The organism is Microvirga sesbaniae, assembly GCF_025460805.1.
Classification (GTDB): Bacteria; Pseudomonadota; Alphaproteobacteria; order Rhizobiales; family Beijerinckiaceae; genus Microvirga; species Microvirga sesbaniae.
This window is the reverse complement of the sequence record NZ_JAMXFJ010000012.1, coordinates 1-14276: the sequence shown is the minus strand read 5'-3', so window position 1 is coordinate 14276 and position 14276 is coordinate 1. Positions and strand designations below refer to the sequence as shown.

At 69.3% G+C, this 14276-nt stretch carries 13 protein-coding genes; 2 read left to right on the top strand and 11 right to left on the bottom strand.

Annotation, left to right across the window (positions count from 1 at the left end; translation table 11 throughout):
- Positions 1-19: 19 nt before the first annotated feature.
- Both OCW50_RS17015 and OCW50_RS17010 read right to left on the bottom strand, forming a co-directional pair.
- Complete coding sequence (locus OCW50_RS17015; protein ID WP_262298369.1) at positions 20-1585, bottom strand: ABC transporter substrate-binding protein; 1566 nt, start codon at positions 1583-1585, stop codon at positions 20-22.
- 413 nt (positions 1586-1998) lie between these two features.
- On the bottom strand, positions 1999-2706 hold the full coding sequence (locus tag OCW50_RS17010; RefSeq protein ID WP_262298368.1) for a GntR family transcriptional regulator: 708 nt from the start codon (positions 2704-2706) through the stop codon (positions 1999-2001).
- A gap of 176 nt (positions 2707-2882) precedes the next feature.
- Between OCW50_RS17010 and OCW50_RS17005 the strand changes: the two genes are divergently transcribed.
- Positions 2883-4103, top strand: a complete 1221-nt coding sequence (locus tag OCW50_RS17005; protein ID WP_262298367.1) for an amidohydrolase family protein — start codon at positions 2883-2885, stop codon at positions 4101-4103.
- A 52-nt stretch (positions 4104-4155) separates the two neighbouring features.
- Here OCW50_RS17005 and OCW50_RS17000 read toward each other — a convergent pair whose 3' ends face one another.
- From OCW50_RS17000 to OCW50_RS16990, 3 genes are read right to left on the bottom strand one after another with little or no spacing between them, the layout of a single operon-like run.
- A complete protein-coding gene (locus OCW50_RS17000) occupies positions 4156-5316 on the bottom strand; it encodes a M20 aminoacylase family protein (RefSeq protein ID WP_262298366.1) in 1161 nt (386 codons plus the stop codon).
- 10 nt (positions 5317-5326) lie between these two features.
- A complete protein-coding gene (locus OCW50_RS16995) occupies positions 5327-6562 on the bottom strand; it encodes a Zn-dependent hydrolase (protein ID WP_262298365.1) in 1236 nt (411 codons plus the stop codon).
- A complete protein-coding gene (locus OCW50_RS16990) occupies positions 6559-7767 on the bottom strand; it encodes a diaminopropionate ammonia-lyase (protein ID WP_262298364.1) in 1209 nt (402 codons plus the stop codon). Before OCW50_RS16990 ends, OCW50_RS16995 begins: the two co-directional genes overlap by 4 nt.
- 108 nt (positions 7768-7875) lie before the next feature.
- Here OCW50_RS16990 and OCW50_RS16985 point away from each other — a divergent pair, with 108 nt between their 5' ends.
- Positions 7876-8361 (top strand): Lrp/AsnC family transcriptional regulator, encoded by a 486-nt coding sequence (locus OCW50_RS16985; protein WP_262298363.1) that lies wholly within the window; start codon positions 7876-7878, stop codon positions 8359-8361.
- 309 nt (positions 8362-8670) lie between these two features.
- Here OCW50_RS16985 and OCW50_RS16980 read toward each other — a convergent pair whose 3' ends face one another.
- The 6 genes from OCW50_RS16980 to OCW50_RS16955 form a co-directional block, all read right to left on the bottom strand.
- Positions 8671-9072 (bottom strand): hypothetical protein, encoded by a 402-nt coding sequence (locus tag OCW50_RS16980; RefSeq protein WP_262298362.1) that lies wholly within the window; start codon positions 9070-9072, stop codon positions 8671-8673.
- A 136-nt stretch (positions 9073-9208) separates the two neighbouring features.
- Positions 9209-9433, bottom strand: coding sequence for a hypothetical protein (locus tag OCW50_RS16975; protein WP_262298361.1), 225 nt, complete (start codon positions 9431-9433; stop codon positions 9209-9211).
- Positions 9434-9700: 267 nt separating this feature from the next.
- On the bottom strand, positions 9701-10816 hold the full coding sequence (locus OCW50_RS16970) for a collagen-like domain-containing protein (protein ID WP_262298360.1): 1116 nt from the start codon (positions 10814-10816) through the stop codon (positions 9701-9703).
- A gap of 550 nt (positions 10817-11366) precedes the next feature.
- Entirely contained in the window at positions 11367-12158 is a 792-nt protein-coding gene (locus tag OCW50_RS16965; RefSeq protein ID WP_262298359.1) for an ABC transporter ATP-binding protein, read from the bottom strand.
- Positions 12155-12931, bottom strand: a complete 777-nt coding sequence (locus OCW50_RS16960) for an ABC transporter permease (protein WP_262298358.1) — start codon at positions 12929-12931, stop codon at positions 12155-12157. The genes OCW50_RS16965 and OCW50_RS16960 overlap by 4 nt, the downstream gene beginning before the upstream one ends.
- A 102-nt stretch (positions 12932-13033) precedes the next feature.
- Positions 13034-13975, bottom strand: coding sequence for an ABC transporter substrate-binding protein (locus OCW50_RS16955; RefSeq protein ID WP_262298357.1), 942 nt, complete (start codon positions 13973-13975; stop codon positions 13034-13036).
- Positions 13976-14276 lie beyond the last annotated feature (301 nt).

Below are 14276 nucleotides of genomic sequence, written 5' to 3'. Positions count from 1 at the left end.
CCGCGCGTCTCCAATGGGTCTATTTGACGTTCGCGAACCACAGGCGGACATACTCGTCCGGGAACTGCGGAACCTCGACGCCGTCGCGGACCGCCCAGGCCAGCGGCTGCTGGTGGAGCGGGATGTAGGCGACCGTGTCCCGCGCGACCTTGAGGGCTTCCGCCAGCATGGCGCGGCGCTTGGTCTCGTCGAGCTCGACGGCGGCCTTGCGGGTCAGCTCCTCGATCCTGGGATTGCTGTAGGTGCCCGCATTGGAGCCGCCATAGCCGTCCTTCTGCTCGGTCAGCAGGGACGACAGGACGCTGAAGCCGTCCATCGGCGGCAGGGTGGCCCAGCCCACCATCGAGACATCGAACTCGCCCCGGTCCTGGCGCGGGAAGTAGGTGGCGCGGGATTCGGTCTGGAGCTCCGCCTGGACGCCGACCTTGGCCCACATGGACGCGATGGCCACGCAGGTCTGCTCGTCGTTGATGTAGCGGTCGTTGGGGCAGTTCAGCTTGGTCTTGAAGCCGTTCGGATAGCCGGCCTCCGCCAGGAGCTGCCGGGCCTTGGCCTGGTCATAGGCCAGCGGCGCGTCGTTCTCCTTCGCATAGCCCGGGACGGGCGGCGCCACGAGCGTGCCGGTCGTCCGCGACTTGTCGCGCATGACCCGCTTCCTGATCGTCTCGAGATCGATGGCGTGCCACAGGGCCTGACGCACCTTGACGTCGAGCAGCGGGTTCTTCTGGCCCGGCATGGCCTTCAGCTCGGGACGGACATTGAGCGAGAGCATGATCAGGCGGAGCGACGGCTCCTCGATCACCTTGAAGCCCGGCGACGCGGCGATCCGCTGGAGATCCTGGAGCGGCGCCGGCGCGATCAGGTCGAGCTCGCCCGACAGGAGGGCCGCCACCCGGGTGGCGTCCGACTTCACGGGCTTGAACTCGATGCGGGTGAGGTTGTGCTGGGGCCTGTCCCACCAGTCCGGGTTGACCACGAAGGTGGTGCCCGCGTCCGGCTTGTAGGATTCCACCTTGAACGGCCCCGTGCCGACGGCGGTGGTCGAGGCCGCGGTCGTGACGCCGGTCGCGATATTGCCGGGCTTCAGGGCGCCGTTGGCCTCCATCCATTCCTTGTCCAGGATGTAGATGCCGGCGAGGTCGTTGAGGAGGAGCGGGTAGGGACCCTGGGTGACGATGTCGACCGTGAAGTCGTCGACCTTCTCGGCCCTGACCACGGTCGCCAGGTTGCCGCGGGCCCGCGCCCCGGGATCGAGGATGCGGGTGATCGACGCCACCACGTCGTCCGCGGTGAACGGGTTGCCGTTGTGGAATTTCACGTTCCGGCGCAGCGCGAAGCGCCAGGTGTCCGGCTTCACCGTCTGCCAGCTCACCGCCAGGGCCGGCTCGAGCTCGAGCGTTCGGCCGCGGCGCACCAGCGGGTCGAACACGTGGTGCAGCATGCTCGTGGTGAAGCTCTCCGTATGGGCATAGGGGTCGAGCGTGGTGATGTCCGTGGGCGAGGCCCACCGCAGGGTCTTGGCCTCTGCCGGCATCCCCATGAGGGCGCCGGCGATCGTCAGGCTGGCAGCGAGTCTGGTGTTCATTGCGGCCTCCACAGATCCTCTGGATTGGATTCTTTATTGGATACAATAGAGGTAAAACTTGCATACAAACCGGGAGGCGTCAATTCGCCCGATGCCCGAATGTTGGGCGCATCGGGGCGCAAAGACGGGCAGGCCTGCGCGCATGGTTCGGGCCCCTGTCCTGATGGCCCGGCCGATCCACCGCCCACCCCGTCATCACCGGGCCTGTCCCACCCTCCACGTCATCACCGGGCTTGTCCCGGTGATCCCGCTTCTGAGAGGCGCCGCGCCCCAAAAGATCGGGATGGCCGGGACAAGCCCGGCCATGACAGGTGGAGGGTGTTCGCACGGGCCCGTGCCACACACCCCGTCATCACCGGGCTTGCGCCGGTCTTCCGACGATTGTGGAACGGTCCGGCGGGCGATGACCCGGATCAGGAGGCGTAGCGGTCCAGGATGGACCGGATGTCGCGGGTCCTGTCGGAATGGGAGGACAGGAGGGCCCGGTCCGTCACGGCCTCGAGGTGGTGGTCCATGGCGTCGATGGCGGCCTGACCGTCGCGCGCCCGGAGGGCGTCGATGATCTGCTGGTGCTCGCTGATCGAGCAATCCGACGAATGGGGCCTGCCGTAGAGCGCCAGGATCAGGGAGCAGCGCGACACGACCTCGTCCACATAGCGGGCCAGGACGCCATTGCCCGACAGGGAGGCCAGCAGAATGTGGAATTCTCCCGCCAGGCGGATGGAAGCGGGCCCGTCATGCGCATTGGCCTTGGCCTCGAGCGCCACGTGCTGCTGCAGGCGCTCGATATCCTGGTCCGTGACCTTTTTCGCGAGCCGGACGAGCACTTGGCGCTCGAGGCACATTCTCGCCTCGAACACGTCCTGGGCCTCCGACAGGCTCGGCTGGGCGATGGTGGCGCCCTTGTTCGGCTGCATATCCACGAGGCCTTCCGCATGGAGACGCGCCAGGGCCGTCCTGACGATCGTCCGGCTGACGCCGAACCGGTCGCCGATCAGGTCCTCGGTCAGCTTGTCGCCCGGCATCAGGGCCTGCTCGATGATCGCCCGCCGCAGACCCGCATAGACGGAGTCGCTGCGGGTGCCGGTGGCGGATCGTGGCTTTCTGACCGGTGCGTTCATGACGGGGTGCGGGGCAACTCGGGGGACGAAGGACGAACCATGTTCCACAAAACGCCCCGGGCCGGAAGGGGAGTTTTCGCTGGCATTCTGTATTCATTATTGTATACAAATATGCCGAACCGGCAAGGCCCTCGGGACTGCGCCCGACGGGACGGGAGTCGAGAAGCGAGGACCCGATGCAGACTCTGTTCATCCGCAACGTTCGCCCGATGGGCGCAGACCCGACCTCGCTGACGATCCGCGACGGGCGGATCGCCGGCTACGGGCAGGAGGCCGGGGGCGGCGCCGAGTTCTTGGACACGGAGATCTTGGACGCCGAGATCTTGGACGCGGGCGGCGCGATCCTGATCCCGGGCCTCGTCGAGGCCCATACCCACATGGACAAGACCCTGCTCGGGATGGGCTGGTACCGCAACGAGGTGGGGCCGCGGCTGATCGACAAGATCGACAACGAGCGCGCGCAGCGCCGCCTCCTGGGGATCGATCCCGCCCGCCAGTCGGCCCGGCAGGCGGTGCTCGCCGCGTCCCTCGGCACGACCCATATCCGCACCCATGTGGACGTGGACACGGAGGTCGGGGTCGCGGGCATCGAGGGCGTTCTCGCGACGCGGGAGCGCTACCGGGACCTGGTCGACATCGAGCTCGTGGCCTTTCCGCAGAGCGGCATGCTCATCCGGCCCGGCACGGTCGAGCTCATGGACAGGGCCCTGCGGCTCGGCGCCCAGGTGGTCGGCGGGCTCGACCCGGCGGCGATCGACCGCGATCCGAAGGGTCATCTCGACGTGGTGTTCGGGCTCGCCGAGCGCCACGGCGTGCCGGTCGACATCCACCTCCACGAGGCGGCGGAGCTCGGGGCGTTCTCCATGGAGCTCATCATCGAGCGCACCAGGGCCCTGGGGTTGCAGGGCAAGGTCACGATCAGCCACGCCTTCTGCCTCGGCATGGCCGATCAGGACAGTGTCGCGGCGCTGATCGACGCCCTGGCCGAGGCGCGGATCCACATCCTGACCACGGCGCCGGCGTCGAGGCCGGCTCCGGCCGTCAAGCGTCTGGTGGAGGCGGGCATCGTCGTCGCGGCGGGCACCGACGGGGTGCGGGACACCTGGGGGCCGTACAACCATCCGGACATGCTGGAGCGCGCCGTGCTCGTGGGCCTGCGCAACAATCTGCGGCGCGACGACGAGGTGGCGCTGGCGCTCGACACCTGCACCCATGGCGGCGCCCGGATGATGGGCCTGGAGGGCTACGGGCTCGATCCGGGCGACAGGGCCGACCTCGTTCTCGTCGAGGGCGAGACCCTGGCGGATGCGGTCGTCGGCCGCCGTCCGCGCCGGCTGGTGCTGAAGGGCGGAAGGGTCGTCGCCCGCGACGGCGTCGCGCTGGTCGAGGCGCCGTAAGATCGCATCGCCCCGTCGAGGGATGCATCGATGGCGCGGCGCCTCTGCCGTCTCACCCGGGCGGGAGGCGCTTGCGGACGATCGCCGCATGGAAGCGCGCGCCGAAGAGCAGCCCGTCGTCGTTGAAGTCGTAGGCCGGGTTGTGCAGGGGCGCGGAATCCTCGCCGTTGCCCACGAAGGCGAAGCATCCGGGCACATGGTCGAGGAAGCGGGCGAAGTCCTCGGAGCCGGTCATGGGCTCGCGGGCCGTGGCCACATGGCCGTTTTCGAACACGGTCCGGGCGGCCGCGAGGGCTTCCTCCGCCAGGGCCGCGTCGTTCAGGGTCGGCACGAACTCGCGCGTGTAGGTCACCTCGGCGGCCACATGGTAGGCCAGCGCCGTGCCCTGCGCGATGGCGCGCATCTGGGTCTCGATCTCGGCGCTGATCTCGGGCCGGAAGCTGCGGGCGTCGCCGAGGATGCGGGCCAGCCCGGGCAGGGCGTTGCGGGTCCCGTCCGTGGTCAGTTCCGTCACCGAGACGACGGCCACATCGGTCGGGCTGAGGCGGCGCGACACGATGGTCTGGAGGTTCATGACCGTCGCGCAGGCGGCGACCAGAACCTCGCGGCCCGAATGCGGGCGGGCGGCATGTCCGCCGACGCCTGTGAGCACGATCTCGAAATTGTCCTCCGCCGACATGATCGGCCCGGCCCTGGTCCGGAAATGCCCGACCGGAAGGCCCGGCATGTTGTGCAGGCCGTAGATCTCCTCGAACGGGAACCGCTCCATCAGCCCGTCGGCCAGCATGGCGAGCGCTCCCTTGCCCCATTCCTCGGCGGGCTGGAAGACGAAGCGCACGGTGCCGTCGAAGCCGCCATCCTGGGCCAGCAGCTTCGCCGCCCCGAGCAGCATGGCCGTGTGGCCGTCATGCCCGCAGGCATGCATGGTGCCGGGGTTCCGCGAACGATACGCGCGGGCGTTCTGCTCCGTGATGCGCAACGCGTCCATGTCGGCCCGCAGGGCGATGGCCCGGTTGCCGCTGCCACGGGTCAGCGTCCCGACGACGCCCGTGCCGCCGACGCCCTCGGCGACCTCGTCGAGACCGAACGCGCGCAGCTTCTCGGCCACGAAGGCGCTCGTGCGCGTTTCCTCGAAGCCGAACTCGGGATGGGCGTGCAGGTCGCGCCGCCAGGCGGTCATCTCCCGTCGCAGGGCATCCGGATCCATGGCCATGGGGTTCTCCTTACTGGGCCGCGAGGCGGGCGACCACGTCGAGCAGGACGGTCGCGCCGGCCACCAGGTCGGCGTCCGGGGTGTGCTCGCGGGGATTGTGGCTGATGCCGCCGATGCTCGGAACGAAGATCATCGCGGCCGGCGCGATCCGGGCGATCATCTGGGCGTCGTGGCCGGCGCCCGACGTCATGCGCTTCACGGACAGGCCGCGGTCGCGGGCGGCGGCCTCGATCAGGGCCACCATGCGCCGGTCGAAGGTCACGGGCTCGAACCGCGCCAGCCGCTCGACCGCGATCGTGACCTCCTCGGCGGCGGCCAGCTCCGTCAGGTAGCCGGCGAGAGCCGCTTCCTCCGCCCGCAGCCGCTGCTCGTCGGGATCGCGCAGGTCCACCGTGAAGACGGCCCGGGAGGGAATGACGTTGATCGCGTTCGGCTCGAAGCTCATGCAGCCCACCGTCGCCACGGTGGGGGCGTTCGCCCGGCGGGCCCGGTCGCGCAGGAAGGTGACCACGCAGGCCGCCGCGTGGCCGGCGTCCCGGCGCATGGCCATGGGCGTCGTGCCGGCATGGTTGGCCTCGCCCTCGATGGTGACGCGCTGCCAGGAAATGCCCTGGAGGGTCTCGACCGCCCCGACGGACACGCCCTCGCGCTCCAGGACGGGTCCCTGCTCGATGTGCAGCTCGAGATAGGCATGGGGCGTGAGGAAGCCCGGCTCCTCGGAGCCGGCATAGCCGATCCGCTCCAGCTCGGCCCCGAGCACCGTGCCGTCGGTGCCCAGACTCGCCAGCGCCTCCTCGACCGGGAGGCCGCCCGCATGGACGAGCGAGCCCATCATGTCCGGGGCGTAGCGCACGCCTTCCTCGTTCGTGAACGCCGCGACCGCGATGGGGCGGGCCGGAATGGATCCGGCGGCCTTCAGGGTCTCGATGACCTCGAGGCCGGCCAGGACGCCGTAGCAGCCGTCGAGGATGCCGGCATCGATCACGGTATCGATATGCGAGCCGATCATGACCGGCGCCCGGTCGCGGTGATCGGCCGTTCTCCAGATCCCGAAGACATTGCCGATGCGGTCGACGGCGACCTCCAGGCCCGCGCCCCGGATCCAGGCGACGAGGGCGTCGCGTCCGGCCCTGTCGGCATCGGAGGCGGCGAGGCGCACGAGCCGTCCGCCGCCGTCCCGGCCGATCCGCCCCAGATCCCGCAGACGTCCGAGCAGTCGCTCCGCGTCGATGGACAACGGTGTCACGCCTCTACTCCCTGGCCCTGGGCCGCGACCGCACCGGGCGTCATCCCGACCAGCGCGGCGTAGCGCTCCGGATCGGTGGCGCCTTCGGTGTTGATGAGGAACACGCGCGACGCCCCGTCGAGGCCGAGCGCGGCCCTGATCCCGGGATCGGCCGCCGCGCGGACGAGACCGGCTAGGCCCACGCCGCCGCTCTCGCCGGCCACGATGGCCGGATCCCGTCCGGCCGGCCGGGCCAGGCGCCGCATCGCCGCGACGGCCTCGTCCTCGTCGACGGTCATGAAGGCATCCGCGACCCGCGACAGCACGCGCCAGGCGACGAGGGACGGCTCGTAGCATTCGAGCATGGCCATGATCGTGGGCTGGCCATGGCCGATCCTGACGGGATGTCCGGCCCGGGCGGTCTCCAGGAGGCAGGCGGCCCGCGCCGGCTCCACCACCGCGAAGGTGGGCCGCCGGTCGCCGAGCACGAGGGCGAGATGCCCCGCGACGGCCGCCGCGACGCCGCCGACGCCGGCCTGCACGAACACGTGGCTGGGCGGTGCGGGGAGCTGGCGCAGGGCTTCCCGCACCAGCGCCGTATAGCCCTGCATGACCAGTCCCGGGATGCGCTCGTAACCGGGCCAGGAGGTGTCGGAGACGACGGTCCAGCCCGTCTCGGACGCGACGCGGGCCGCCTCGGCGACCGAGTCGTCGTAGGTGCCCGCGACCCGGACGATCCGGGCGCCGAAGCGGGCGATGGCCGCCACCCGCTCGTCGCTGACGCCGGCATGCACGAACACGACGGCGTCCGCCCCCACGAGCCGGGCGCCCTGGGCGACCGAGCGCCCGTGGTTGCCGTCCGTCGCGCACACGAAGGTCATCCCGGCCGCGATGGCCCGAAGGTCCGGGGTGGCGAGGTCGGCGACCTCGAACGGTCGTCCGAGCCGCCGGCCCGCTTCCTCCAGCACGAGCCGGATGACCGCATAGGACCCGCCGAGAGCCTTGAAGCTGCCGAGGCCCAGGCGATAGCCTTCGTCCTTGACGTGGACCGCGCCCACGCCGAGCTCGGCCGCCAGGGCCGGAAGAGCCAGAAGAGGCGTCGGAGCATGGCCGTCGCGGTGGAGCAGATGCCGCTCGACCGCGTCGGCCGCCGTCACGCTCAGGGTTTCGGCATCCGCCGGATCGAGCGGCCGGTGGTGGTCGGGGTGCCTGTTGGGGAGAAACATCGCCGTCCTCGTGCCTGGAATGGCGAGAAGATATTGCAGTGCTCCCGAGAAATGCGCTCTATCTTTGCCGGCTCCGCGCAAGAATTTTTCATCCGGAAGGGCGTTGATGTGTCCCGGTCTCTGCCGTCGATCACCTTGGATCGTTACGATCTGGCCATTCTCGCCATCCTTCAGCGGAACAACACGACGCCGCAGCGGGTGATCGGCGAAGCCGTCAATCTCTCGGCCCCGGCGGTGCAGCGCCGCATCCGGCGGATGGAGGAGGCGGGCGTCATCGAGGCCAACGTGGCGGTCGTCGATCCCGCCCGGGTCGGGCACCCGATCACCCTCATCGTCGAGGTCGAGGTGATCAGCGAGACCGCCGCGCTGATCGACGCCGCCAAGCGGGACTTCGCCGCGGTCCCGGAGGTGCAGCAGTGCTACTACGTCACGGGAGAGGCCGACTTCGTGCTGGTCGTCGTGGTGCCGACGATGGCCGCCTACGAGGCGCTGACCCGGCGGCTGTTCTTCGGCAACAACAACGTGAAACGGTTCCGCACCCTGGTCGCCATGGACCGCATCAAGGTCGGTTTGACGGTTCCCGTGTCCGACTGAGGACAACGGGATGGCCGGCACGGGGCGGGTGATGACGTGGGGAGGGTGGCAGGAAGGGCGGAGGGTGCCATGACGTGGGGAGGGTGTTCGCTCCGCCTCACACATACACCACGTCATCACCGGGCTTGTCCCGGTGATCCCGCTTCCGTAGGGCGCCGTGCCCTTCCGATCGGGATGGCCGGCACAGGGCCGGCCATGACGTGGGGAGGGTGACAGGGAGGGCGGAGGGTGCCATGACATGTCGAGGGTGTTGTCACCGGCCCGTGCCACCCTCGACGTCGTCGCCGGGACAGGCCCGGTGATCCCGGTCTAGCGCGCCGATCCCGGCCCCGGTCGGCCCGAGGGCGTTCCGTCCGGGTTCATGCCGTATCGTCGGTAGGTCGCCTGCATGTCCTCGTCCTCGGCGGCCTTCACGCGGGCCTCGCTTCGGGCCTGGTAGGCCGCGTTCGACGCGTTCACCCCGATGAGCAGGGGAATGGACGCGGCGCCGGTCTTGTCCACGGAGGCCGCCAGGGCGGCGACGCCCTGGGCGGTTCCGAGCGCGCGGGCTTCGGCCTCGAGCTCGGCGTGGACCCGCGCGGAGGCCGATCCCGGCTCGTCGACGCTCACGCCGCGGGCCGTCGCCGCGGCCGTCGGGCCGGAACTCTGGCAGCCGGCGAGGACCATGAGGGATGCGGCGGCCAGGATGAGCTGTCCTGTGGCGGATGGCATGGAACGGACCTGCTTTGACAGAGCGTTATTGTGCCACGTTACCATGGTCCTTGGCCCAGACTTCCCATCTGAACGGGGAGGTCGGCACGATTCGAGGGGCGCACGACTTGTCCTGCGGCCCGAGGCGGGGGCGGGATCAGGATGAAAGCTGAACCACGTCCTTGTCGCGGTCGGGTTCCAGCTCCTTCGCCAGGATGGGACCGGATGGCCCGCGGGAGGCCTGACGGTGCAGGAGCAGGATGGCCGTGCGGGCGAAATCTCTGAACCGCTCCCGCAGGAAAGCGGGAGCCTCGTCCCAATCGCCTGGATGCTCGGCGCCGTAAAACGCCCGCGCGACACGTTCGACCTGGTCCGGCGTCATGCAAGTCTCCCTGCGGCCTGTCACCAGATAGTGGTCCGAAGAGGTATTCGTTCCCTGCCTCTTTCGAGGTAGAGCTTGCGGCATGGCGCAACCCTTTGGAATCATTGGCCTGACTACCCCTTTCGGATAGGATCAGACCTTAGGATGATTTCCATCCACGAGCCCGGGACAGGCGACGCTCACCCGGCGCCGTAACGGCCCGCTTTCAGGGCCTGTCCAGGGTGTTCGCGGGGCGAGCCCGCAACGCCCCGGGACGGATCCGGCCGCTCATTTCTTCGCGCAGATGGCGCGGGCGATCATGCCCCTCGGATTGTCCCCGGTGGAGAAGCAGTAGATTCCGGCTTCATCCATGTCGAGGCGGTCGCCGCGGTTGCAGGTGCCGTTGATCGGATACTCGTCCTCCTCGCAGCGTGCCATGCACCGGCCCTGCGCGGCGCATTCCTGAACGAAGACGCGCAGGATCGTTCCGGCGGGTCCGGCCTTGCCCTCGGGACCGGCCTTGCCCTCGGGGCCGGCCGGCCCGGTGAGGCCCGCAGGACCCGTCAGGCCCGCCGGGCCGGTCAGGCCTGCCGGGCCCGCGGAACCCGGAGGCCCGATGGGACCGATCGCGCCCGCCACGCCCTGCGGCCCGGGTGGTCCCGCGGGGCCGGGCTCGCCGCGCGGTCCCGGCACGCCCTGGGGTCCTTGCGGCCCCTGATGACCGGCCAGCCCCTGCGGCCCCTGGGGTCCGGGCGGTCCCACCGGACCTTCGGGGCCGACCGGCCCGGCGGGGCCGGGCTGATTGTCCGCCACGGGGCGCGCGTCCGCATTCGCCGGCAGCCCTGCCGCTCCGGCAGGACCGGGGGGCCCGGCGGGTCCCTGCGCGCCGACCGGACCGGCCGGTCCGGGCTCGCCCTGCGGTCCGGGCGGACCTGCCGGTCCGGGCGGACCTGCCGGTCCTTCGGGGCCGGCGGCCCCCTGTGGGCCGGGCGCTCCGTCACGGCCGGGCTCGCCCTGTGGCCCGGGCGGTCCGGCAGGCCCAGCAGGCCCGGCGGGCCCGGGCTCGGCCGGCGCGACGGCCGCGGATTGCTGCGCCGGGCCCGATCCTTCCGGTCCCCGTTGACCGCAGAACCCGACAACCGCCTGCCGCTGCTCGGTCTCCGCCTGGAGGGTCACGATGCAGCTGGCGGGGTGATAGGGAAGGCGGAAGGTGAAACGGCCGCCGGCGTCCGATTTCGCCTCGTACCGCTCATCGAGGAAGACAGAGACCTGACGCGGTTTGCTCAACCGTCCGACGACCCGCAATTCGCCCGCGGTGATCATCGCCTGGTCGATGACGATGTCGGCCATGGCGGGCATGCCGCTGGCGATCAGAATGGATCCGGCTAACAAGCGCTTGAGCATCGTGCCTTGTCCTGCATGACAGACACGAAGGGTCGCCCGAAGACCGTCGGAGCGTCAATTCACCCGGAAGAGTACCGCATAGGCCTTACGGTCGATGCGCGGCGCCTCTCGCATCGGGATCGCACGACATGTCCACGTCATGGCCGGCCTTGTGCCGGCCACCCCGATTGCTTCGGGCGCCGCGCATCGACCGGATCGGGATCACCGGGACAAGCCCGGTGATGACAGTGGGAGGGTGATCGTTCGGTTCGCGCTCCACCCTCCCCACGTCATGGCCGGCCCTGTGCCGGCCATCCCGATCGGAAGAGCGCGGCGCTCTACGGAAGCGGGATCACCGGGACGAGCCCGGTGATGACGTGGAGAAGGTGGCAAGGGCCGGTGCGAACACCCTCCGCACGTCATGGCATCCTCCGCCCTTCCTGCCACCCTCTCACGTCATGGCCGGCCTTGTGCCGGCCATCCCGATACGGAAGAGCGCGGCGCTCGTCGTCATCGGGATCACCGGGACGAGCCCGGGGATGACGGGGAGGGTGTGTGTGAAGGCGATGCGCTAATGCACGCCGTCCGCCTGCATCGCCTCGGCGCGGATCTCCTCGGTCAGCTGCGCCTTCAGGCTCGAGAACTCCGGCGTGGTCTTCATGGTGTAGTGGCGCGGATGCGGCAGGTCGACCGGGATGTCCGCCTTGATCCGCCCGGGACGGGCCGACATGACGACGACGCGGGACGCGAGGAAGATCGCTTCCTCGATGTCGTGGGTGACGAAGAGAACCGTCTTGCGCTCGCGCTCCCAGATGCCGAGCAGCAGCTCCTGCATCAGGCCGCGGGTCTGGTTGTCGAGGGCCCCGAAGGGCTCGTCGAGGAGCAGGATGTCCGGGTCGTTGGCGAGCGCCCGGGCGATGGCGGTGCGCTGCTGCATGCCGCCGGAGAGCTGCTTGGGATAATGGTTCTCGAAGCCGCGCAGGCCCACCTTGTCCGTGTAGGACGCGACGATCTCCCGGCGCTCCGCCTTGGGCATGCCCTTCTCGCGCAGGCCGTAGGCGATGTTGTCGGCAATCGTCAGCCACGGAAACAGAGTGTAGGACTGGAACACCATGCCCCGGTCCGCGCCCGGTCCCTCGATCGCGCGGCCGTTGAGCAGCACGCGGCCGTCGCTCGGCCGGTCGAGGCCCGCGACGATGCGCAGGAGCGTGGATTTCCCGCAGCCGGACGGCCCGAGAATGGTGATGAAGTCGTTCTGCGCCACCTGAAGGTTCGTGGGCTCGAGCGCCCGCACGGGCGCGCCGCCGCGCACGCCCGGAAACACGCGCGAGACGCCCTCGATCTGGAGGATCGTGCCGGTCATGCGAGCCTCCAGGGGAAGAGCGAACGGTTGAGGGCCTTGAACAGGAAGTCCGAGATGAGCCCGATGACGCCGATCACGATGATGCCGAAGATCATCTGGCCGGTCGCGAGAAGCGCCTGGCTGTCGATGATCATGTGGCCGATGCCCGACGAGGAGCCGATGAGCTCCGCGACGATCACGTAGGTCCAGGCCCAGCCGAGCACGAGCCGCAGGATCTCGGCGATCTCGGGCGCATTGGCCGGAATGAGCACGCGCCTCACCACGCCCCGGTCCTTGGAGCCGAGCGTATAGGCGGCTTCGACGAGATCGCGGCGGGTGTTGCCGACCGCGACCGCCACCATGAGGATGATCTGGAACACCGACCCGATGAAGATCACGAGGAGCTTCTGCATCTCGCCGATCCCGGCCCAGAGGATGAGCAGCGGCACGAAGGCGGAGGCCGGCAGGTAGCGCGCGAAGGACACGAACGGCTCGAGGAAGGCCTCGCAGGATTTGTACGCGCCCATCACGATCCCGAGCGGCACGGCGACGATCGCCGCGAGGACGAAGCCGCCCACCACGCGCCACACCGTGACGCCGATGTCGCTCAGGAAGCCGAAGCGGGTGAGCAGCAGCCAGCCGTCCTGCACCATGGTGATCGGATCGGCCAGGAACGTGCGGGACACGAAGCCGCCCAGGGTCGCGAAGGCCCAGGCGGCGAAGAACAGGACGAAGAAGGCGATGCCGAGCGCGACGCGCGTGCCCTGGCTGACCGGTTCGAGAGGACGGGGCATGGATGATCTGTTCTCGATCCGGCGGCTTTGGCCGGATGATGCGCGGGACGAAAAAACGATGCGGCGGCCCGCACGGGAGCGGGCCGCCGCAGGCCGAAGGCGCTACTGGATGAAGCTCGTATCCGCGAGCGCTTCCATGTCGGGCTTCTGCTTGATGATGCCGGTCTCGAGCAGCAGGTCGGCGGCCTCGGCCGAGAAGGTCTTGAACTCGCTCGCGAAGAACGCCTTGTTGGCCGCCCGGTCCTGCCAGCGCAGGAACTGGGCCGACTTGCCGAAGGCCTCGCCGGTCTGCTTCACGTCCGCGCCCATGATCTCGTAGGCCTTCGCCTGATCCTTGGCGATCATGTCGAGCGCCTCGAAGTAGCTGTCGGCGAAGGCCTTGGCGGCCCGGGGGTTGTCGGTGAGGAATTTCGGCGTGCAGCCGAACGTGTCCATGACCATCGGATAGTCGAGGGTGGTGGCGATGATCTTGCCGGATTGAGGCGCCGCGCGCACGGACGAGAGATAGGGCTCGTAGGTCATGGCCGCATCGTTCTGGCCGGCGATGAAGGCCTGGGCGGCCGGGCCCGGCTCCATGTTGACGACCGTCACGTCCTTCACCGACAGGCCGTTCTTCTTGAGCATCCAGGACAGGGCGAAGTAGGGCGACGTGCCGGGCGCGGAGGCCGCCACCTGCTTGCCCTTGATGTCCTTGATGGACGCGATGTCGTTCTTCACCACCATGCCGTCGGCCCCGTAGCTCTTGTCGAGCTGGAAGATCTGCCGGGTGGGCACGCCGTTGGCGTTCCACACGATCCAGGTCTCGACCGTGGTGGCCGCGCATTGGATGTCGCCGGACTGGATGGCCAGGTGGCGGCTGGCCTGCGGGACCTTCTTGATCGTGACGTCGAGGCCGTTCTTCTTGAAGATGCCGGCCTCCTTGGCGAGCGTCAGGGGCGCGAAGCCCGTCCAGCCCGAGATGCCGATGGCCACCTTCGTCTCCTGCGCCGAGGCCGAACCGGCCGCCAGCGCCAACAGGGCCAAACCACCCAATACCGTCTTCATCGCAGCCTCCGCTCTTTCGATTCCCTGACTCGTTCCGACCGCTGTTCCCCGGGACGGCATCGTCATCGGGGCGGCGTTCCTGGCAAGCGGCCGGATGGCACCATGCCGGAGCGGCATTGTCAAATGTATAGACATTTCGACCTGCCGCGGTTTTGGGCATCCCGGATTAAAATGTGCGCTCCTAGAGCATCGGACGGAAAAGTGGATCCGGTTTTCGCTGGCGCGGCCCGCTGGGTCCGTTCTGACCGATGCTCTCATTCAAGAGAGGGAGCCTCGGGCGTGAAAAGTGGACACCACTTTT